The organism is Aeribacillus sp. FSL M8-0254, assembly GCF_038008845.1.
Lineage (GTDB): Bacteria > Bacillota > Bacilli > Bacillales > Aeribacillaceae > Aeribacillus > Aeribacillus composti.
Genome location: NZ_JBBOZY010000001.1, coordinates 1,568,009 through 1,588,597, shown reverse-complemented (window position 1 = coordinate 1,588,597; position 20,589 = coordinate 1,568,009). Strand labels below are relative to the sequence as shown.

Annotated in this window: 16 protein-coding genes; 6 read left to right on the top strand and 10 right to left on the bottom strand. The window is 39.0% G+C overall.

The features are described 5' to 3' along the window. Positions 1–11: 11 nt before the first annotated feature. Complete coding sequence (locus NSQ44_RS07690; RefSeq protein WP_094245630.1) at positions 12–785, bottom strand: sulfite exporter TauE/SafE family protein; 774 nt, start codon at positions 783–785, stop codon at positions 12–14. A gap of 223 nt (positions 786–1,008) precedes the next feature. On the opposite strand from NSQ44_RS07690, the gene NSQ44_RS07685 reads away from it, so the two are divergent. Beyond that, positions 1,009–2,046, top strand: coding sequence for a metal ABC transporter substrate-binding protein (locus NSQ44_RS07685; RefSeq protein ID WP_094245629.1), 1,038 nt, complete (start codon positions 1,009–1,011; stop codon positions 2,044–2,046). 265 nt (positions 2,047–2,311) lie between these two features. Beyond that, positions 2,312–3,532, top strand: coding sequence for an MFS transporter (locus NSQ44_RS07680; protein ID WP_340856376.1), 1,221 nt, complete (start codon positions 2,312–2,314; stop codon positions 3,530–3,532). A 232-nt stretch (positions 3,533–3,764) separates the two neighbouring features. Here NSQ44_RS07680 and NSQ44_RS07675 read toward each other — a convergent pair whose 3' ends face one another. Further along, the gene (locus NSQ44_RS07675; protein ID WP_340856373.1) at positions 3,765–4,931 is read right to left on the bottom strand and encodes an acyl-CoA dehydrogenase family protein; all 1,167 of its coding nucleotides are present in this window, start codon (positions 4,929–4,931) and stop codon (positions 3,765–3,767) included. 147 nt (positions 4,932–5,078) lie between these two features. Here NSQ44_RS07675 and NSQ44_RS07670 point away from each other — a divergent pair, with 147 nt between their 5' ends. After that, entirely contained in the window at positions 5,079–6,311 is a 1,233-nt protein-coding gene (locus tag NSQ44_RS07670; protein ID WP_063389631.1) for an aminopeptidase, read from the top strand. Between the two features lie 296 nt (positions 6,312–6,607). Beyond that, a complete protein-coding gene (locus NSQ44_RS07665; protein ID WP_339212559.1) occupies positions 6,608–7,234 on the top strand; it encodes a LysE family translocator in 627 nt (208 codons plus the stop codon). A gap of 875 nt (positions 7,235–8,109) precedes the next feature. Here NSQ44_RS07665 and ltrA (NSQ44_RS07660) read toward each other — a convergent pair. Next, entirely contained in the window at positions 8,110–9,567 is a 1,458-nt protein-coding gene (gene ltrA, locus NSQ44_RS07660; RefSeq protein WP_232515578.1) for a group II intron reverse transcriptase/maturase, read from the bottom strand. Positions 9,568–10,272: 705 nt separating this feature from the next. Further along, a complete protein-coding gene (locus NSQ44_RS07655) occupies positions 10,273–11,127 on the bottom strand; it encodes a DUF4349 domain-containing protein (protein ID WP_340856370.1) in 855 nt (284 codons plus the stop codon). Positions 11,128–11,340: 213 nt separating this feature from the next. Between NSQ44_RS07655 and NSQ44_RS07650 the strand changes: the two genes are divergently transcribed. After that, entirely contained in the window at positions 11,341–12,507 is a 1,167-nt protein-coding gene (locus NSQ44_RS07650; RefSeq protein ID WP_340856368.1) for an FtsW/RodA/SpoVE family cell cycle protein, read from the top strand. Between the two features lie 83 nt (positions 12,508–12,590). Here NSQ44_RS07650 and ltrA (NSQ44_RS07645) read toward each other — a convergent pair whose 3' ends face one another. The 6 genes from ltrA (NSQ44_RS07645) to NSQ44_RS07620 form a co-directional block, all read right to left on the bottom strand. Further along, positions 12,591–14,048 (bottom strand): group II intron reverse transcriptase/maturase, encoded by a 1,458-nt coding sequence (ltrA, locus tag NSQ44_RS07645; RefSeq protein ID WP_232515578.1) that lies wholly within the window; start codon positions 14,046–14,048, stop codon positions 12,591–12,593. Positions 14,049–14,786: 738 nt separating this feature from the next. Next, positions 14,787–15,980 carry an ABC transporter permease gene (locus tag NSQ44_RS07640; RefSeq protein WP_327855902.1) on the bottom strand — a complete coding sequence of 398 codons (1,194 nt, stop codon included), beginning with the start codon at positions 15,978–15,980 and terminating at the stop codon, positions 14,787–14,789. Next, positions 15,977–16,666, bottom strand: a complete 690-nt coding sequence (locus tag NSQ44_RS07635) for an ABC transporter ATP-binding protein (protein WP_130157972.1) — start codon at positions 16,664–16,666, stop codon at positions 15,977–15,979. The genes NSQ44_RS07640 and NSQ44_RS07635 overlap by 4 nt, the downstream gene beginning before the upstream one ends. Continuing rightward, positions 16,663–17,790 carry an efflux RND transporter periplasmic adaptor subunit gene (locus NSQ44_RS07630; protein ID WP_340856365.1) on the bottom strand — a complete coding sequence of 376 codons (1,128 nt, stop codon included), beginning with the start codon at positions 17,788–17,790 and terminating at the stop codon, positions 16,663–16,665. The genes NSQ44_RS07635 and NSQ44_RS07630 overlap by 4 nt, the downstream gene beginning before the upstream one ends. A gap of 7 nt (positions 17,791–17,797) precedes the next feature. Next, positions 17,798–18,487, bottom strand: coding sequence for a Yip1 family protein (locus NSQ44_RS07625; protein WP_340856362.1), 690 nt, complete (start codon positions 18,485–18,487; stop codon positions 17,798–17,800). Between the two features lie 231 nt (positions 18,488–18,718). Further along, positions 18,719–19,624: a hypothetical protein gene (locus NSQ44_RS07620; protein WP_340856359.1), complete on the bottom strand. Its 906-nt coding sequence runs from the start codon at positions 19,622–19,624 to the stop codon at positions 18,719–18,721. 174 nt (positions 19,625–19,798) lie between these two features. On the opposite strand from NSQ44_RS07620, the gene NSQ44_RS07615 reads away from it, so the two are divergent. Next, a complete protein-coding gene (locus NSQ44_RS07615; RefSeq protein WP_340856358.1) occupies positions 19,799–20,500 on the top strand; it encodes a Crp/Fnr family transcriptional regulator in 702 nt (233 codons plus the stop codon). The last annotated feature ends 89 nt before the right edge of the window (positions 20,501–20,589 follow it).

Sequence of the window (20,589 nt, the reverse complement as noted above, 5' to 3'; positions counted from 1 at the left end):
TTCCTTACAATTTAAACACTTAAAAACAACTTCATGCTAACACCTATCAGCAAAAAAGACAACATTTGCAAAATCCATTTTCCAGGCACTTTTGTTGATAAGATAGCTCCCAGTTGAGAGCCGATCATCACTCCTATTCCGCCCCACAAGCAGGCCGTCCAATTAACATTCCCTAATGCAATTTGATTCAGCGCACCAACAAGTGAATAGATCGATAATGCAAAAAGAGAAATCGCAGTTGCGTCGTGAGGACGAATCTTCAATAAATAAATTAAAATGGGGACGAGCAACCATCCGCCGCCAATTCCAAAAAAATTCGATAAAGTTCCCAACAAAAGTCCGATGATGAATAAAAAAACAGCTTTTAAACGGTTTCTGCCCTCATTGAAAAAACCTGCTTTCATACTATGTTCCGGCTCTTCCGGAGCTTTTTTTAAAAGCAAAAACATCCCGAGCATGAATAAAGCAGCGGCAAATATCCAATAAAAAAAGTCGGGTGAAATAATTCCCAACAGCCAAGTGCCGATAAACGTTCCCGGGATGGAGCCGAAGATGATCGGCCAACTGATAGAAAAATGAACACGCTTTTGCCGTATATAATTCATCGACCCTGATATGGAATTGAGAAAAACCACAACAAGACCCGTACCAGCTGCAATTTCAGGAGGCAATTTCAACAGCAATAAGAGAGCAGGAACAAACACAAATCCTCCTCCTGCTCCCACCATTACCCCATAAGCGCCTGACAAAAGTCCAAGAGCGAGCAGCAAAACCATTTCCACCATTCAAGTTCACCTCTTTAATATCCTAATTAAAGGGTACCAGTGAGAAGGATTGGTGTGAAATGCTTATTCAACATGGGGTATAACAAAATGTTATAGTTTGTGATATTTTTGTTTTTAGTGCTTCTAGCCTTGCCCATTTAGAAAATGTTATATATAATTAAATCGAAATCATTACGATTTAATACAGCGGGGTACTCATATATTTTGAAAGGAGTTCAAATCGATGAAAAAAGTCTTTTTTGCATTTTTAATGGCAATGCTTGCAATCTTTCCTATCGGCTGCGGCCAAAATAACAACAATGCTTCCGAAACGAACAATCATAATGAGGACAAAAACAATCAAAAAGAAATTGAAATTTATACAACAATCTATCCACTGACAGATTTCACTAAAAAAATCGGCGGTAAATACGTTCACGTCGAGAGTGTTTACCCACCGAATGTAGAAGCCCACACGTATGAACCTACATTAAAAACTTTGGAAGCAATCGCGAAAGCGGATTTATTTATCTATACTGGAGCTGGTATAGAAGGATTTGCCGATAAGGCAGAAAAAACGCTGAAAGACGGCAATGTCAAAATTGTAAAAGCAGCTGAAGGAATCCCATTATTAAGTGCGTCCGAAGATGAACATGACCATGAAAGTGGAGAAGAAGAGCATTCACATCATGAAGAAGATTCAGATCATGAAGAAGAACATGAGAACCAAAACGAAGAGGAACACGATCATGCACATGGAGATGTTGACCCTCATGTATGGCTTGATCCAAATAGGGCCATTACTCTTGCGGAAAACATCAAGAACGCTTTAACGGAAGCGGCTCCTGATCAAAAAGAATATTTTGAACAAAATTTCGCTCAACTTAAACAAGATCTTGAAGAACTGGATCAATCATTTCAAGAAACAATTAAAAAATCGAAAACAAAATATATTCTTGTGGCTCATGCTGCTTATGGTTATTGGGAAGACCGCTACGATATTGAACAAATTCCAATATCGGGATTATCTCCAACAGATGAGCCTAGTCAAAAGCAGCTTGTCAAAATCATTGAACTATCGAAAAAACATCATTTAAAACATGTGATCTTTGAACAAAATGTATCTGAAAAGGTAGCAAAAATCATCCAACAAGAAATTGGTGCCAAATCATTAACGCTACATAATTTAGAAAGTGTTTCGGAAACAGATTTAAAAAACAACGAAGACTACTTCAGCATTATGAAACGCAATCTTGAAACGTTATCTGAAGCTTTAAATTAAATACTATTTGCACGCTTTTAGGGGGCTGTCCAATGAGTCTTTTTTGGCTTATGGATGCCCCCTTTCATGCTTTAGAAAACGTTCATATATCGATGTTTATGAGTTTTTTGTTTTCAATGGAAATTTGACCTTCTAGACAGACCTTTATATATAATAAGTCGACATAATAAAACTACTGTAAACTGTTAAACATTTTTATTTCATATTTTTGTAAAATCAAGTAAAATATTTAGACATACGAATAAATATGAGAGGAGAAACCACAATGGAAGCAGCTGTTCAAAAACAGAATACGGGGCAAATTACATTATACAGAATATTATTTATTATCGGATTTGTTCATCTTCTAAACGATTCGATTCAAGCTGTTATTCCAGCAGTTTTCCCTATATTGGAAAAATCAATGAATCTTACATATATGCAGCTTGGATTCATTACATTCAGCCTTCAGCTAACGGCATCTTTGCTTCAGCCTGCTGTCGGGTTTTATACAGATAAAAAGCCGATGCCTTATTTGCTGCCCATCGGGCTTACGTGTACGTTTTTCGGCATGCTGGGACTTGCTTTTGCACCTAATTATTGGATTGTTTTAGTTTCGGTATTTTTCGTCGGAATCGGTTCAGCCGTTTTTCATCCGGAAGGTTCAAGAGTGGTGCATTTAGCAGCGGGAGAACGAAAAGGGCTCGCCCAATCCATTTTTCAAGTTGGAGGTAATGCTGGACAATCTCTTGCTCCCATTATGACAGCTCTTATTTTCGTCCCTATGGGACAATTTGGCGCGATTTGGTTTACTTTAATTGCCGGCATGGCCGTCATCGTCCTTCTATACATTGCAAATTGGTATAAGGAAAAGCTCGACAACCACCGAAAAAAAACAAGCGCAAAAAAAGCCGTTGTGCAAGTTCCTGCCGCTCGAAAAAAGCAAGTGAAAATTGGACTTATGCTGCTCATCTTCTTAGTTTTTGCTCGTTCATGGTATCATGCAGCAATCACTAATTTTTACCCTTTTTATTTAATTCATGAACATGGACTTTCCATCAGCAAAACACAGCTATATATTTTTATATTTTTAGCAGCAGGTGCAATCGGAACATTTTTAGGAGGGCCGCTTTCAGATCGTTTCGGAAGACGGAATATCATTGCTTTCTCAATGCTTGGATCAGCTCCGCTGGCGGTCATTTTGCCTTATGTGAATGAATTTTGGGCAGTTCCAATAATGCTCATTAACGGCTTTATTATTTTGTCAAGCTTTTCTGTAGTTGTCGTATACGCACAAGAGCTGATGCCTGGAAAAATAGGAACTGCATCAGGCTTAATGGTCGGTCTTGCCTTCGGTTTAGGCGCTTTAGGATCAGTCGTGCTCGGCGCTCTCGCGGACTTATTCGGCTTAAAGCCAGTTATGATCGCGTGCGGCTTTCTTCCATTTATCGGCATGCTCTCCATGCTTTTACCTTCCGATCAAAAGCTGAAAGAATGGGCATCTTAACATTTTTACAAGACAGCATCTACTTTTCATTTGATGTGAAACAAAAGCCAAAGTTGTTTTGACAATAAAAAAAAATTGAATGAAGTTAAAGCCAATGAACAATTTTTGTTCAAATGTAATAAATGAAAGCTTTTATTTGTACTAAGAAACGAATGAACACAGAAAAATAATAAAAGGCGTTTTTCGGCTGTCCATCAACTTTTCAGCCTGAGAAAACGCCTTTTGTGTTCTTTTATTCTTGAAAAGCACGGTCACCGAAAATTTTTAACGTTATATCATCTGCTGGAGGATTATGAAGACCGCATCTGACATCCCGATAGTAGCGCTCCAATGGGAATTCTTTTCTTAAGCTTTGTCCGCCTGCAATTCGCATGGCTAGGTCAACGACTTTGATCGCACTGTTTGTGGCAACATATTTTACGGCAGCCAGCTCATGCCCCATTTGTTCGTGTAAATGCGGCTGTTCATCCCATTTTTTCGCCACACTGTACATAAAATGCCGTGCGCTTGTAAGCTCCAGATCCATTTCAGCTGTTTTTCGCCGCACTTCCGCAAGTTCTGAAATTGGATGAGAAAGACTGGCAGGTTGATACTCTTTTGCATATTTGACAGCAAAGTTTCTTGCGGCGATAGCGACCCCGAGGTAGCAGGCAGGAATATGTAAAAGCCATCCTTTCGGAGTGGAAGGACTGAATGTAGCTTGTCTGATCGAAACGAGAGCGTCTTTTTCGACCTTTACGTTGTGCAGTAATAAATCGTCGCTTCTTGTCGCGCGCATGCCGATTGTATCCCATGTTTCTTTTATGGAAAGCCCCTCTGCTCCTTTTGGGACTAAATATTCGCCAACCTCACCTGTTTCTTCAATTGTTGCGGTTACAATAAAATAATCTAGAATCGGGGCCAGTGATGTGAACGATTTATGGCCATTAATAATCCAGCTGTTTCCTTCTTTTCTTGCCGTTGTTTTTGGTTTTCCGCCTCTTGCAGGACTTCCGGCAGCCGGTTCTGATGCACAGCTATTGATTAATTTTCCTTCAGCGACAATTTCTTCGCAAATGCGCTCAAACGTGCGTTCATCCCATTTTTTTGATTCGGATAAATCCATTACGATTCCATTATGCCACCCTAACGATAAACCTGTTGCGCCATCTCCTTCTGCAATTTTTTCTTGCACAAGCAGAAATTCATATAAAGAAATTTCATTTCCTCCATATTTTTTTGGCACAGTTAATTTCAGAAATCCTTCCGTTTTTAAATCTGAAAAGTTTTCAAATGGAAACGAAGATTCCTGATCATTTTTCGCGGCTCGCTCCGCGAACTTCTCCGCAAGTTTTTCGGCTTTTTCTCTTAATTCTCGATGCGATTTGTTGACAATAACCATTTCATCTAAAAAATTCATATTCTTCACACACCTGTTTCTTTTTCTTTCTTTTCTATCTCTATTGTAGCTCTATTATTCATTTTCGTTAAGCAATCCAATTGGTTTTATTTTAATTTTTTTGGTAAAATACAGAAAAAAATATGTAGGAAATAAAGGAGAATGATGATGACAACTTTCAAACAGCAGCTTGAAAAATATGCAGAACTTGCCGTCAAGGTCGGAGTCAATGTTCAAAAAGGACAAGAATTGTTCATTTCTGCAAGCATAGATGCAAAAGAACTCGTCCGATTTATTGCGGAAAAAGCTTATGAGGTTGGTGCAAGGAATATTCATATCGACTGGCAAGATGATGTTTTAACAAGATTAAAATATGAAAAGGCTCCTGATGACGTGTTTTTAGAATATCCTGAATGGAAGTCTCTCGAAAGAACTGCCCTAGCAGAAAGAAATGCAGCTTTTATTTCTATTGTGTCCCAAAGCCCTGATTTATTAAAAGGCATTCAGCCTGAGAGAATCGCTAATTTCCAGAAAGCGTCTGGAACGGCTTTAAATACGTTTCGCAGATACATACAATCGGATAAAGTCAGCTGGACGGTTATCGCTGCCGCAAGCGAAGAATGGGCGGAGAAAGTTTTTCCAAATGAAGAAAAATCGCTTCGAGTTGAAAAATTATGGAATGCTATTTTTCAAGCAACACGCATTAATGAGGAAGATCCGGTTTCTGCATGGAAAAAACATAATGAAAGTCTTCATCAAAAAGTCGATTATTTAAATGCGAAAAAATATAGAAAGCTCCATTATCAAGCTCCTGGAACGGATTTAACTATTGAACTGCCTGAAAAGCACCTATGGGTGGGAGCAGGAAGCGTTAATGAAAAAGGCGTTTCTTTCATGGCAAACATGCCTACAGAAGAAGTGTTCACAGCTCCGAAAAAAGATGGGGTAAATGGTTATGTGACTAGCACAAAACCGTTAAGCTACGGCGGAAATTTAATCGAAAATTTTGTCATCACATTTGAACGAGGACGCATTACAAATGTAACAGCCGAAAAAGGCGAAGAAATTTTGAAGCAATTAGTCGAAACAGATGAAGGCTCTCATTATTTAGGTGAAATTGCTTTAGTACCTCATAACTCACCGATCTCAAAGTCAAATCTTTTATTTTATAACACGTTGTTTGACGAAAATGCTTCAAACCATTTAGCGATCGGCAGCGCCTATGCATTTTGCTTAGAAGGCGGAAAAACGATGACAGAGGATGAATTGAAACAGCATGGTCTCAACACGAGCATTACACATGTTGATTTTATGATCGGAAGTGCAGAAATGGACATCGACGGCATTCTTCCGGACGGCACACGTGAACCAATCTTCCGAAAAGGAAATTGGGCGTTTTAAAAAAGGGGCGGCTGATCGTTTCTCATGAAAGCCTTGCTTAAATATTGCACAACACTTATCTGAAACTGTATCGTACATCCTTAACGTTTGTTTCAGGCACGTCAGTAAAAGCTCTATATTTCTCGTTTTGCTTATTTGCTGCATCAACATCATCATAGTATTTGTCTTCTTTGAATCGAATCGTACTTTATCATGCTAATGGGCGGTCATTTGACTTTGCCCTTTTCATTCTTATTCAAAGAAAAAAACAGCCAAACTTTATAATGATCCACTATGCGAAAAGGAGAACGTAAAAAATGGAATTGTCCATCATTTTAAGTTTTCTTGCAGCTTCTATTTTATTAACCGTTGCACCAGGACCCGATAATTTATTTGTCATTGCACAAAGCATGTCTTACGGCTTTCGAGCGGGGTTCATCACTTCTCTCGGACTTTGTACCGGACTTATCGGACATACTTTAATCGCATCACTCGGACTGTCAGCCATACTCTATCAATCTACTGTTATTTTTACAGCTATTAAATCTGTCGGTGCGATCTATCTGTTATATTTAGCATGGGAATCTTATAAGGAAGGGAAATCAGCAGTTTCCGGTAAAATAGCAAATGTAAAAAGTCTTTCACTCTTTTCTTTATATAAAAGAGGCATCTTGATGAACCTGTTAAATCCGAAGGTGTCATTGTTCTTTTTAGCTTTCTTGCCGCAGTTTGTATCAACAAACAGCGTCCATGTTCAGCTCGACATGTTTGTACTAGGTCTTATTTTCATTGTACAGGCATTGGTATTGTTTTCCTTATTTTCAGCATTAGCCGGCAAAATAAAAATTCTGTTTCAATCTAAAAAAACAGTTTCTGCTATTCATTACGGCAAATCTATTTTATTTGCAGTTCTTGGTGGAAAGCTGCTTTTTACAAAAATTTAGTAGATACAATGAGGGGGAACGTCAGGAGCGAAATTTTTTTCGCTCCAGTTTTTTTACTCTGCCCCCTACTTCATTTGTTTAGAAGATGAATGTCCGAATCAACATCATTACTTTCCCGCGCATATCTTTCTTAAGGCAGTAAGATCGATTTTTTCAACATGTTTTAAAGCCGTCCAAACTCATTCTTTTTACAGCTTCTTTTGTCTGCTATAATTCTACGTTTATTAATCTATTTGTCCTCCTACATAACTGAATTCTTCCTATCATCCTTCTCCCAAAAACAAAATCGTCAAGCTGAATAATCATCATTCCAATCATTTGAAGGTGTTTATTCATTTTAACCTTCTAATTCGCATATATTTGTACAAATGAGAGGTGAACATGGTGAACGCAGAAAAAACTAAGCCGGCTCTACAAATAAAAACATTTTTTGAACATCGTTTGCAGCGGTTTCTTCAGCATCTTTTTTTATCGATCATTTGCGGATATATTTTATACTACTTAGTTAATTAAATGCAGAATAAACGCAGCGAATTCATAACAAAGAGACTTCACATTTTTAGTACGTGAAGTCCGAAACTGCCCATAATAAACAAACGATGACGAAAGCAAAAGCGCTGCAATCGGTATTTCCAGGGCTTTCCGGAAAGCCAAATCCTCAATATATCAACGTTTCTAAAACAATAATGAGGGCTTCTATTATGCGAAAAAACGAATTAAAGATACCCCTAAAAAAACATGCCTTGGCTCGCAAGCTTCTTTGAAGACGGAGTTAAAAAATTCAAATTATAGAGTAGGGTAACCTCTTTCAAGGCTACCCCCTCATCAAACCGTACGTGCCCTATTAAGGCATACGGCTTACCAATGTGTTACAATTAATACGTCGCTAACCTTTGCGCATATTGCATTTTACGGACACGGTCAGGAGTGTAAAACTCTTGACCCTCTTCTTTCGCTCTTTGTTTACGTCTTTCGAGTTCTTTTCGTTGTTTTTCTTTCATACGTTGAATGTAATTTTCTAAAGTAAATCCATAAATTTTATGATAGTAATACCAATATGCTGGTATTAAACCTATCCTCGCAAAGAATTCATTATTCCATTTTGTTTTCATAAGATGTCCTTTTCTTTGATTTGGATGACTGTGTATCATGGCAACTCTTAACCTTTTTCGTATGTAACCATCTATCGCTAATAACTCTTTTCCAAATGCTTGAAAGAAGCAAGAACTTTTAAATCCAAATTGTGCATTTGCCTTAATTGCTTCATAGATCGTCAGAAAATAGTTTACCTTGCCTCGAATGATTGGATTAACCTGCCCAAGCCATTTCTCTTTGCTGAGTGTGAGTGTTTTCCTTGTCTTTGCTTTTATTTTCTGACGAAAATCTTTCCAAGTTGCATCTTTTGGTTTAGCGATATAGTATGGTTTACCATCCTTTTTGCGTTTTCGCCAATGTTCAAATGTAAACCCTATGAAGTCAAAATCGTCATTATTGAAATCTACAAATTTCGTTTTCTCCGATGAGAGTTCAAGACCGAGTTCCGCTAGTTTCTCTTTCGTGACTTCTGCAGCTTTCTTGATGTCTTCCTCTGTTTTAGCAAACACCAGGAAATCGTCTGCGTATCTGACAAATCGAAAATTGTGCTCAGCCCACATCCAATCAAGCTCATTTAGATAGATATTGGCAAGTAGTGGAGAAATGACACCCCCTTGGGGTGTTCCTGAAGCTGTTGCATGGTATTTTCCTTCCTCCATGTATCCAGCTTTTAACCATTTCCAAATCATGTCTAATACCGTTCCATCCGCAATGTATTTGTTTAACACTCTCATTAAGTTCTTATGCGGAATATTGTCGAAGAAGCCTTTGATATCTGCATCATAAATGTAGTTATATCCTTGTTCGATATTAGCCATGATTATTTGTAGGACGCGCTTCGCGCCTAGATTTGGTCTATAACCACATGACCATTTATGGAAAAAGCCATTTTCGAATTTCGGTTGTAGCACATCTACTAGAGCTTGTTGGACAATTCGGTCTTCAATGTTAGGGATTCCTAAAGGTCTAAGTTTGCCGTTCTTCTTTGGAATGTAATGTCTTCTTACTGGGGAAGGTTTATATTCTTTTCTTCTTAACTTTTGTAAAAGTGAGTTTAGATTCTCATCTAAGTTATATCGATAGCTGTCTATCGTTTCACCATCGATACCGCCAGACCCACCGTTCGCTTCTACCTTATCCCAGGCTGCTTTTAATTTCCTGTCAAAGAGAATTTGTCCATAAATACTATGCCATTTTAAAGTTAACGCACGGTTCATTGCATATTCCACACCTTTCATTGTGTACATTCAGTTCGTTTTTACCGCAGTATCGTTTCCTGTTCGCATTACACACCTTTACAGATGTAGAGCCACAAGGTCGTTCCCCTTCCGTTCATACTTGGTTTGGTCCAAATACTACTTCCGTACTATGGGAACGTCTGACTTCTCCATTCACATTCATCATTTCGGATTGCCCTTATAGATGGATGTCCCTAAGGTAGAATGGAGACCTCACGGGGTCATCGTACCTTCCTTATAAGCATACCCAGCACCATCACTTGATAAGCCATCTCTATTCAGCTGATTTATCGAACAGAGACCACTACTCTCAGTAGAGGACTTCCCATTATTTCCGCATGGTCGTCAACTTACCCTGCCGCTGTGCTTCACGCTTATGCATTTGGGTCTGCCTAACCGACTACGGGTCTCTCGACTTTCCGCATCTCCTTCAGACACCACCTCACGATGATGCCCTAGATTAGTCTTCACTGGTTGTATCAGCACTCCAGTGGAAGGACTTTCACCTTCGAGAAAAAATGAGTCTTCCAGGTTATTCAGAGCCGTGTTTACCATAGGTATCGTGCTCCAGCCTTTAACGACTCATTCAGTGTAGAATCCCTACACAAAGTACGACTGCCCGTCGCACGAAAAAGACCGCACAATTTCATTAATAAATTGTGCGGTCTTCATCATTTTAACAGCTCGATCCATAAGTAAAAAAGATTACTCAGTCTTCTCCTGTTTCTTTTTAAATGTTCGATAGACGAAGAAAAATATAATAAGCGCCAATAAAACAATTGGTAAATTCCCTACAACGAGCACAACAATCCAAGATGCCGCCTGAACAATCCAATGAATGCTTGTCAAAAATTGTTCTTTCGTTTTTTCCCACGTATTAAAATCCTTTGAAAAATTTTCATGAGATTTTATTTCTGTTAATTGCAGTTCAACTGTTGCATAATCTGTTCTATTTTCAATATATTTGATTCTGCCCTTTAATTGTTCAATTTCTTCTTGGACAGCTGCCAAATCTTTCGAAATTTTCAACAAGTCTTCTGTTTTCTCAGCCGACTCCATAAATTTAAGAAGCCGAGCTTCAACCGCTTGCTTCGATTTCAATCGAGAGTTTAAATCGACATATTCTTCTGTTTGATCTTCACCAGTCATTTGCTCCGATTTGACTGATTTGCTTGCCTTTTTCACTTCCTCTATAAATCGTTGAAGTTCATTTTGAGGAATGCGGAACGTTACATATGCCTCGATCTTTCCATTCTGTTCCACTGCATTTGATTGAATGATATAGCCCCCTCTGCTTTCGGCCTTCTTTGTTAAGTTTGCAATCGTTTCATCATAGCTTACCACTTCTGCCGTTATATTCGCAGTGTACATAACTTTTCGTTCGTTTGAGTATGTGCTGGCAGCTGATTTCGCTTCAACTGTTTCCATTTCTCCTTTTTTTTCAATTTTTTTCTCTATCATGGTCTGATCCATTTTAGCACTTTCTACGGATGATTTTTGTTCTGAATTGCTGCAGGCGGCCAAGAAGAGCAGCAACAAACCAATCAAGACTTTCTTCATTTTCATCATCTCCAGTTAATGACAGTTTATGGATTAGACGAAATAATGAAGCAAAGGGATCTTAAATAGATGAATAAAATGTGTGCAAACAAATGAAAGTGTGCTACTATAATAAACGTACTTGCGCTTGAAACCTTTCGCTTTTACCATTCGTCTAACATAAGGAAATTCTACTCTTCTAAAAAAATCATTTTCATAAAGTTGGTGGGCTTCATGGATTCTAACAAAAAGGCGCAATCGCGGTTTGATTATCAATTAGCATTTATTATATTTCTACTATTTTGCGCGAGCTGCGTGGCCATTTACGGAGCGCAAACGACTTCAGGACAATATGCTGTGGATTTTATTTTTAGGCAAATTGCCTTCTATGCAGCCGGCTGTCTTATTGCCGGTGTTGTCATGATGTTCGATTCAGAACAAATTCAAAAAATGACATGGTATTTATACGGTTTTGGAATTTTTCTTCTATTTTTGCTAATGATTGCTCCCGAAAAAATCGCAGAAGAAAGAAATGGCGCCAAAGCATGGTTTACTCTTCCCGGTTTTTCGTTTCAGCCTTCAGAAATCATGAAAGTTTTCTTAATCATTGCGTTGAGCCATATTATTTGCAAGCATCATCAAAAGTATTTGCATCGAACTATTCAAACCGATCTCATTTTGTTATGTAAAATGGGTGTGACGACAGCAGTACCGGTATTGTTCGTTATACTGCAGCCTGACTTTGGGACTGCGCTTGTCATGTTTGCCATTTTAGCCGGCCTTATTCTTGTTTCAGGCATATCTTGGCGGATTCTTACATTAGGGTTCCTCATCGTAACCCTCTTTGCTGCAACAATTTTTTATCTTGTATTGCGAATGCCTGAAGTTCTTGCCAAATATTTAGGTGCCCAGCAATATCAGTTCGGCCGGATTTATGCATGGTTAAATCCCGAAGGATATAAAAGCGATGAAGGCTATCATTTGCTCAATTCTCTAAAAGCTATCGGATCTGGACAAATTTTCGGAAAAGGGGTTGGGCATGGACAAGTATATATCCCTGAAAACCACACCGACTTTATATTCAGTGTGATTGGGGAGCAATTTGGATTTATCGGCACTAGTATTGTCATTAGTTTATTTTTCTTATTAATCTATCACATCATTAAAGTGTCAATTGAAACAACTGAACCGTTTAACAGCTATCTTTGTACTGGTGTCATCAGCTTGTTTGTCTTCCATGTATTTCAAAATGTCGGCATGACGATTGGCCTTCTGCCGATCACAGGTATACCGCTTCCTTTTATCAGCTATGGAGGAAGCTCCCTTATTGGCAGCATGATGGCGATCGGATTGATTTTCAGTATCCGATGGCACCATCGTGTATCTATGTTTTCAAAATAGAGTAGGGTAACCTCTTTCAAGGCTACCCCCTCATCAAACCGTACGTGCCCTATTAAGGCATACGGCTTACCAATGTGTTACAATTAATACGTCGCTAACCTTTGCGCATATTGCATTTTACGGACACGGTCAGGAGTGTAAAACTCTTGACCCTCTTCTTTCGCTCTTTGTTTACGTCTTTCGAGTTCTTTTCGTTGTTTTTCTTTCATACGTTGAATGTAATTTTCTAAAGTAAATCCATAAATTTTATGATAGTAATACCAATATGCTGGTATTAAACCTATCCTCGCAAAGAATTCATTATTCCATTTTGTTTTCATAAGATGTCCTTTTCTTTGATTTGGATGACTGTGTATCATGGCAACTCTTAACCTTTTTCGTATGTAACCATCTATCGCTAATAACTCTTTTCCAAATGCTTGAAAGAAGCAAGAACTTTTAAATCCAAATTGTGCATTTGCCTTAATTGCTTCATAGATCGTCAGAAAATAGTTTACCTTGCCTCGAATGATTGGATTAACCTGCCCAAGCCATTTCTCTTTGCTGAGTGTGAGTGTTTTCCTTGTCTTTGCTTTTATTTTCTGACGAAAATCTTTCCAAGTTGCATCTTTTGGTTTAGCGATATAGTATGGTTTACCATCCTTTTTGCGTTTTCGCCAATGTTCAAATGTAAACCCTATGAAGTCAAAATCGTCATTATTGAAATCTACAAATTTCGTTTTCTCCGATGAGAGTTCAAGACCGAGTTCCGCTAGTTTCTCTTTCGTGACTTCTGCAGCTTTCTTGATGTCTTCCTCTGTTTTAGCAAACACCAGGAAATCGTCTGCGTATCTGACAAATCGAAAATTGTGCTCAGCCCACATCCAATCAAGCTCATTTAGATAGATATTGGCAAGTAGTGGAGAAATGACACCCCCTTGGGGTGTTCCTGAAGCTGTTGCATGGTATTTTCCTTCCTCCATGTATCCAGCTTTTAACCATTTCCAAATCATGTCTAATACCGTTCCATCCGCAATGTATTTGTTTAACACTCTCATTAAGTTCTTATGCGGAATATTGTCGAAGAAGCCTTTGATATCTGCATCATAAATGTAGTTATATCCTTGTTCGATATTAGCCATGATTATTTGTAGGACGCGCTTCGCGCCTAGATTTGGTCTATAACCACATGACCATTTATGGAAAAAGCCATTTTCGAATTTCGGTTGTAGCACATCTACTAGAGCTTGTTGGACAATTCGGTCTTCAATGTTAGGGATTCCTAAAGGTCTAAGTTTGCCGTTCTTCTTTGGAATGTAATGTCTTCTTACTGGGGAAGGTTTATATTCTTTTCTTCTTAACTTTTGTAAAAGTGAGTTTAGATTCTCATCTAAGTTATATCGATAGCTGTCTATCGTTTCACCATCGATACCGCCAGACCCACCGTTCGCTTCTACCTTATCCCAGGCTGCTTTTAATTTCCTGTCAAAGAGAATTTGTCCATAAATACTATGCCATTTTAAAGTTAACGCACGGTTCATTGCATATTCCACACCTTTCATTGTGTACATTCAGTTCGTTTTTACCGCAGTATCGTTTCCTGTTCGCATTACACACCTTTACAGATGTAGAGCCACAAGGTCGTTCCCCTTCCGTTCATACTTGGTTTGGTCCAAATACTACTTCCGTACTATGGGAACGTCTGACTTCTCCATTCACATTCATCATTTCGGATTGCCCTTATAGATGGATGTCCCTAAGGTAGAATGGAGACCTCACGGGGTCATCGTACCTTCCTTATAAGCATACCCAGCACCATCACTTGATAAGCCATCTCTATTCAGCTGATTTATCGAACAGAGACCACTACTCTCAGTAGAGGACTTCCCATTATTTCCGCATGGTCGTCAACTTACCCTGCCGCTGTGCTTCACGCTTATGCATTTGGGTCTGCCTAACCGACTACGGGTCTCTCGACTTTCCGCATCTCCTTCAGACACCACCTCACGATGATGCCCTAGATTAGTCTTCACTGGTTGTATCAGCACTCCAGTGGAAGGACTTTCACCTTCGAGAAAAAATGAGTCTTCCAGGTTATTCAGAGCCGTGTTTACCATAGGTATCGTGCTCCAGCCTTTAACGACTCATTCAGTGTAGAATCCCTACACAAAGTACGACTGCCCGTCGCACAGAATAGGTGTCCAATAAAGTTGGACACCTTTTTTGTTTTGTTTAAAAAACAGATTGTATTAGCATGAATTTTTCTCGCCTATGGAAGGCAGAGCCAGCAGCTTTCTGTATCACTCATATCTTAACGATTCGATTGGATCCAATCTTGCCGCCTTGTTTGCCGGCAATAGTCCAAAGAGAATCCCAATAAACATTGAGAATAAAAGTCCGCCGACGACAACCTGCCATGATACTAATGATGGCCAACCGGCAAAAATGGAAATGATGGATGCAATTCCTGCACCTAATAAAATCCCTAAAGTTCCCCCAATTAATGTTAATGTCATCGATTCAATTAAAAATTGCAGCAAAATTTGTCTCCTTGTTGCACCAAGAGCTTTGCGGATGCCGATTTCTCTCGTTCTCTCGGTGACGGAGACGAGCATGATGTTCATGACACCGATGCCGCCAACTACGAGGGAAATTCCGGCTATGCTTCCGATAATCATGGTCATAATACGGGTAATTTGGCCGATGGATTCTGCAATTTCTTCAAAATTCACCACTTGATACGAATCTTCTGTTTGATGCATGTCGTTTAGCAATTGCTCAGCTTTTTCCCCTGCAGCTTTGATTTCGTCTGCACTAACTGCTTCAAGCGTTACTTGCGTATAATTCGTTTGACCGAAAGCATTTCGATAAGCCGTCCATGGAGTGTAAATTTCCGACATGCCAAAGGCAAAAATTCCTGTCGGTTTTTCAAGTATGCCGATAATTTCGAACGGCTGATTCGATACCCAAACGACCTCGCCAATCGGATTATGTTTTTTAAATAAATCTTCTGCTAGTTGGTCGCTAATAATCGCAACACGTCTGCCGCCTAAAAAATCCGCTTCCGTAAACAGTCGGCCTTTATGAATGTTTAATTGATTGACATCCATATATGCAGCATTGATCCCATAGACCGTGGCATCGATTGTTTCTTCTTTATACCTTATTTGGTAAGAACTTGTCGTGGAAGCAACAACCTGTTTAACTTCAGGGATCTCTTTCAACGCTTCAACATCTTCTTGGGTAAACGGATCCACTAACATTGCGTTCGGATTTGCTTTCAACTCTTCTTCACTTGGTTGATAATACACTTCTATCGTATTGCTGCTGCCTGCAATTTGGGCTTTTAAGGCTTGTTCGCCCCCTTGGCCGATTGCTACAACTAAAATAACAGATCCGACACCGATAATTATTCCTAGCATTGTCAGAATTGAACGGAGCTTATGGGCAAGAATGGAGGAAAACGCCATCCGAAAATTTTCCATCAAATTCATAATGTGCTCCCCCGTCCCAAATCTTCTTGTAAAATTTCTCCATCTCTTACTACAATCGTACGCTTAGCAAATTGAGCCACTTCATGTTCATGCGTTACGACAATGATGGTTGTCCCTTCTTTATTTAGCATTGTAAATTGTTCCATAATTGCTTCGCTTGTTTTCGTATCCAATGCACCAGTCGGTTCATCTGCCAAAATGAGCTTTGGATTATTCACAATGGCTCGAGCTATTGCCACCCGTTGTTTTTGGCCTCCCGATAATTCGTTTGGCATATGCTGGATTCTATCGCCGAGTCCAACCTTTATTAAAGCCTGCTTAGCGAGTTCATCCCGCTGTTTTTTTCCAATGCCGGCGTAAATCATTGGCAGCTCTACATTTTTTAAGGCGCTCAACCGCGGCAGAAGATGAAACTGCTGAAAAACAAAACCGATTTTCTTGTTGCGTATTTTGGCCAATTCTTGATCATCAAGAGACGATATATCCTTCCCTTCAAAATAGTAAGCACCTGATGTCGGGCGGTCCAAACAGCCAATAATATTCATGAGAGTTGATTTGCCGGAACCGGACGGCCCCATAATGGCCACAAAATCCCCCTGCCGGATTTCTAAATTGATGTTTTTGAGCACATCCATTGTTTCTTTACCGTTTCTATAAGATTTCGTCACATCTTCCAGCTTGATCATTTGATTGTCACTTCCACGCCTGCTTTGATTTCATCAGATGGTTCACGAACAATTTCATCATCTTTTGTTAAACCGCTCGTCACCTCAATATATTCATCGGTTGAAGTACCGGTTTTAATTTCTTTTCTTGTTATTTTTCCGTTTTTCACTACATAAACATATTGTTGATCATCATCTTGTTGAACAGCGGTAAGAGGAATGACATTCGCTTTTTTTCTTTCCGTTTCAATTTCCATAATCAATTTAAAGCCAGGCTTCACAGGGATGTTCTGATCTTGGACAAGAACTTCCACTGGATACTGGACAGCCTCGTTTCCTATTTCCGCCGCCATCTCCCCGCCTTGTTGAGGCAAAATGCCAATTTTCAATACTTTTCCTTTCCATTTTGCATCAGGCACCACATCAGATTTTAAAACTACAGGCTGACCTTCTTTAATTTTTAAAGAATCGTATTCAGAAATGACCCCTTCCACTTTCATTTTGTTCAAACTGCCAATATGTATGAGCGGCTTCACATTTTCGCCCATTGCTACTGCTGCGTCTTCATCTACGGTAATCACAATTCCATCAACTTCGCTTTTCACTTCAAGTTCTAAAATCTTCTTTTCTACTGTTTCCAGTTGAATCTTCTGTTGTTTAAGCTCAAGATTCGTCATTTTCTTATCCATTTGCAGTTGATTTTTTTCATTTTCTATTTGCTTTTCTGCTTCTTCTTTACCTACTTGTTTTTTCAATTCTTCTTCTTTTTTCTTCAGATCATCCAACTGCTCATTGATTTGATCTAGTTTGATATAGCTTTGTTCAATCGAAAGCTTGGCCTGTTCCTTTTCAAGCTCTAATTGTTCGTTTTCATAAATGACGAGAGGTGCTCCTTTTTTTATTTTGTCCCCTTCTTTGACAAGGATTTTTTTGATCTTTCCTCTTTCAGCATCATAATAAATTTTTTGTTCATTCATTAATTGAAGAGTACCGGGAATCATAACATTCCCGGTAATTTCTTTTTGCTCCAATTTGACTGTTTCTACAGTCGGATTTTCCTTCGATGCAGCACGAAAAATACTGATCCCAACAAATAAAGCGATGATAACTGCTACTCCTACACCGATCAAAACTTTCTTTCTCATACTATTACTATGCCCCCACTAATGATTGTGTTGCTCCAGATAATGTCAATAGCAGACTGCCAAGAATGAATAAAACGATTGAAATAGTCCATGATGCACCTTTTGACAGTTGACCTACATGATGAAGCCCAAAAGCGGTCAATATTGTTCCCCAAATTCCAAAAATTTCGATAGATGACAAAAATGATCCAAGCGCCCCTTCAGCTCCTACAATACTGTTTAAACTAGTAAATACTTGATTAGTGATGTCTCCTCCACCGACAAAATATAAAATAATCGCATTTAACAGTGTTCCTATTGATGTAACAAGAGAAATAAAAACGGTCATTGAAAACATTTGTTTAAAACGAATTTGTTTTCCGGCAATTTTTACAATGGCAAAAAGGATGAGTGCCGAAATCAATAGTGTAATAAGTCCGCCAATGATACCAGACACAAGTGCACCGACTGCTGTAAATGCGCCGACGTAAGCTGCTCCTTCTGCACCTAATTCCTCTTCCACGATGCTATAGTCGACTGATAACACTGAAAGGTAAGCTGCCAAAGATGAAATAATAATGACAACAATTAATGGAAGCAATACTTTTGGCTGTTGTTTGATCCGCTCAAGCGTCTCAATCGGACTTGTCACAATCCCTAACAACGACGGTTTATCCACTTTTTCATTTGAATGCTGAATGTTCAGTTGCTCACTCATTAAAGTCATCTCCTCCATTATAATGATTATTTTCAATTTATTTTACGAGATTGATAAGAATGAAGTTTCACATTTTTTGAATTTCTTACAAATATTTCGAAAAACTTCCCTTAACATGATGAAAAGACCGCAGAAATACATTCTACGGTCTTTTACAGGTTATTAACTCTTTAGTTATCATTTTGTCCGCATGTTGTTTAGCTCTAATTTGCTCCTGCTTGCCGCGTTTGCTTAAAACGGAGCTTGGGTTTGCTGCGCTGATTGCTGGTTTTGCTGGCGCACTTCATTGACGTTTGTTTGGCTCGCTTGTCCGCTTAACGGATTGAAGCTGAAGCCGGATGATTGCTGCGATTGATACTGGTTCGGTATTTGCTGTGCTGATTGCTGATTTTGCTGGCGCACTTCATTGACGTTCGTTTGGCTCGCTTGTCCGCTTAACGGATTAAAGCTGAAGCCGGATGATTGCTGCGATTGATACTGGTTCGGTATTTGCTGCGCTGATTGCTGGTTTTGCTGGCGCACTTCATTGACGTTCGTTTGGCTCGCTTGTCCGCTTAACGGATTGAAGCTGAAGCCGGATGATTGCTGCGCTTGATACTGATTCGGTATTTGCTGTGCTGATTGTTGATTTTGCTGGCGCACTTCATTGACGTTCGTTTGGCTTGCTTGTCCGCTTAACGGATTAAAGCTGAAGCCGGATGATTGCTGCGATTGATACTGATTCGGTATTTGCTGTGCTGATTGTTGATTTTGCTGGCGCACTTCATTGACGTTCATTTGGCTTGCTTGTCCGCTTAACGGATTGAAGCTGAAGCCGGATGATTGCTGACTTTGATATTGATTTTGCGGTTGTTGAGCTTGGTATACTGCTTGATACTGGTTTTTCGGTTGATAATTTTGCAGCTGCTGTGCTTGACTATGAAGCGACTGAGCCAAATTTTCAATTTGCTGCAAATTTTGCACCGCATTTTGTTCCTTTTGTCCAAATGCTTGTGTCTGTTGTGCTGTAAATTGATTTGAGCTAAACGCTTGATTAGCGTTTTGCTGTTCTTGCTGTTTCAGTATTTTGGCAATTTGTTGAATCTGCTGCAATGCTTGCTGCGCTTGATTTACATACGATTGAATGCGTTGCGGCACTCTTTTTCCCTCCTTATCATTTAAATTCATTTTATTTTTTTGTAATCACCTAATTTTTATTCAAAAAAAAATGTGCTTTACATCACAATTCACCATTTTTTCACAATCAAGATTCCTAGGTTCTGGTAAAATATTGGTATATAGATGGTTTCCTTCTTGAAAGGAGGTTTTATAATGGTCAAACAAGTGGCGGATCCATTCTTAACCGATCCATTGAGTGCTTTGCATGAATATTTCGACGGAATCATAAACGTGAGGGAAGGGACGTATCTTTTTCAAGAAGGCATGGAGGTTCATGAATTATATTGCATCCAATCCGGCTTGGTGCAAATAAGCAAAACAACTTCAGATGGAAGAGAATTGGCGCTAAAGATCTGCAAAAAAGGCGACCTTATTGGTGAATTTTCTTTTTTTTCAAATGATCCGAAGCACATATTTAACGCAAAAGTTTTGGAAAACAGTTCTATTTATTTCATAAAAAAAGAACGATTAGAATGCAAACTGTTTGAAAATCCGAATCTTAGCCTTTCGTTCCTAAAATGGATGAGCGAGCAATATCAAATTACTCAAACAAAATTCCGCGATTTGATTTTAAACGGGAAGAAAGGTGCCTTATACTCCACACTCATACGAATGGCGAACACCTATGGAGTAGAAACTGAAAATGGCATTCTCATCAATATCGACATGACCAATCAGGAGCTTGCGAATTTTTGCGGAGCAACTAGAGAAAGCATCAATCGAATGTTGAGCAATTTGCGGAAAAAAGGCGTAATTTCTTTTCAAAATAAAAAAATCACCATTCACGATCTTCAATATTTAAAAGATGACATCAATTGTGAAAATTGCCCCGTTTCCTACTGCCGAATTGATTAAATTGTAAAAACATCTTATATGCGCCTTGTCTTTCAGAGATGGAGCCGGAACTTTAAACTGGCAAATCGCCAGTTTTCTTTAGGCTCTCT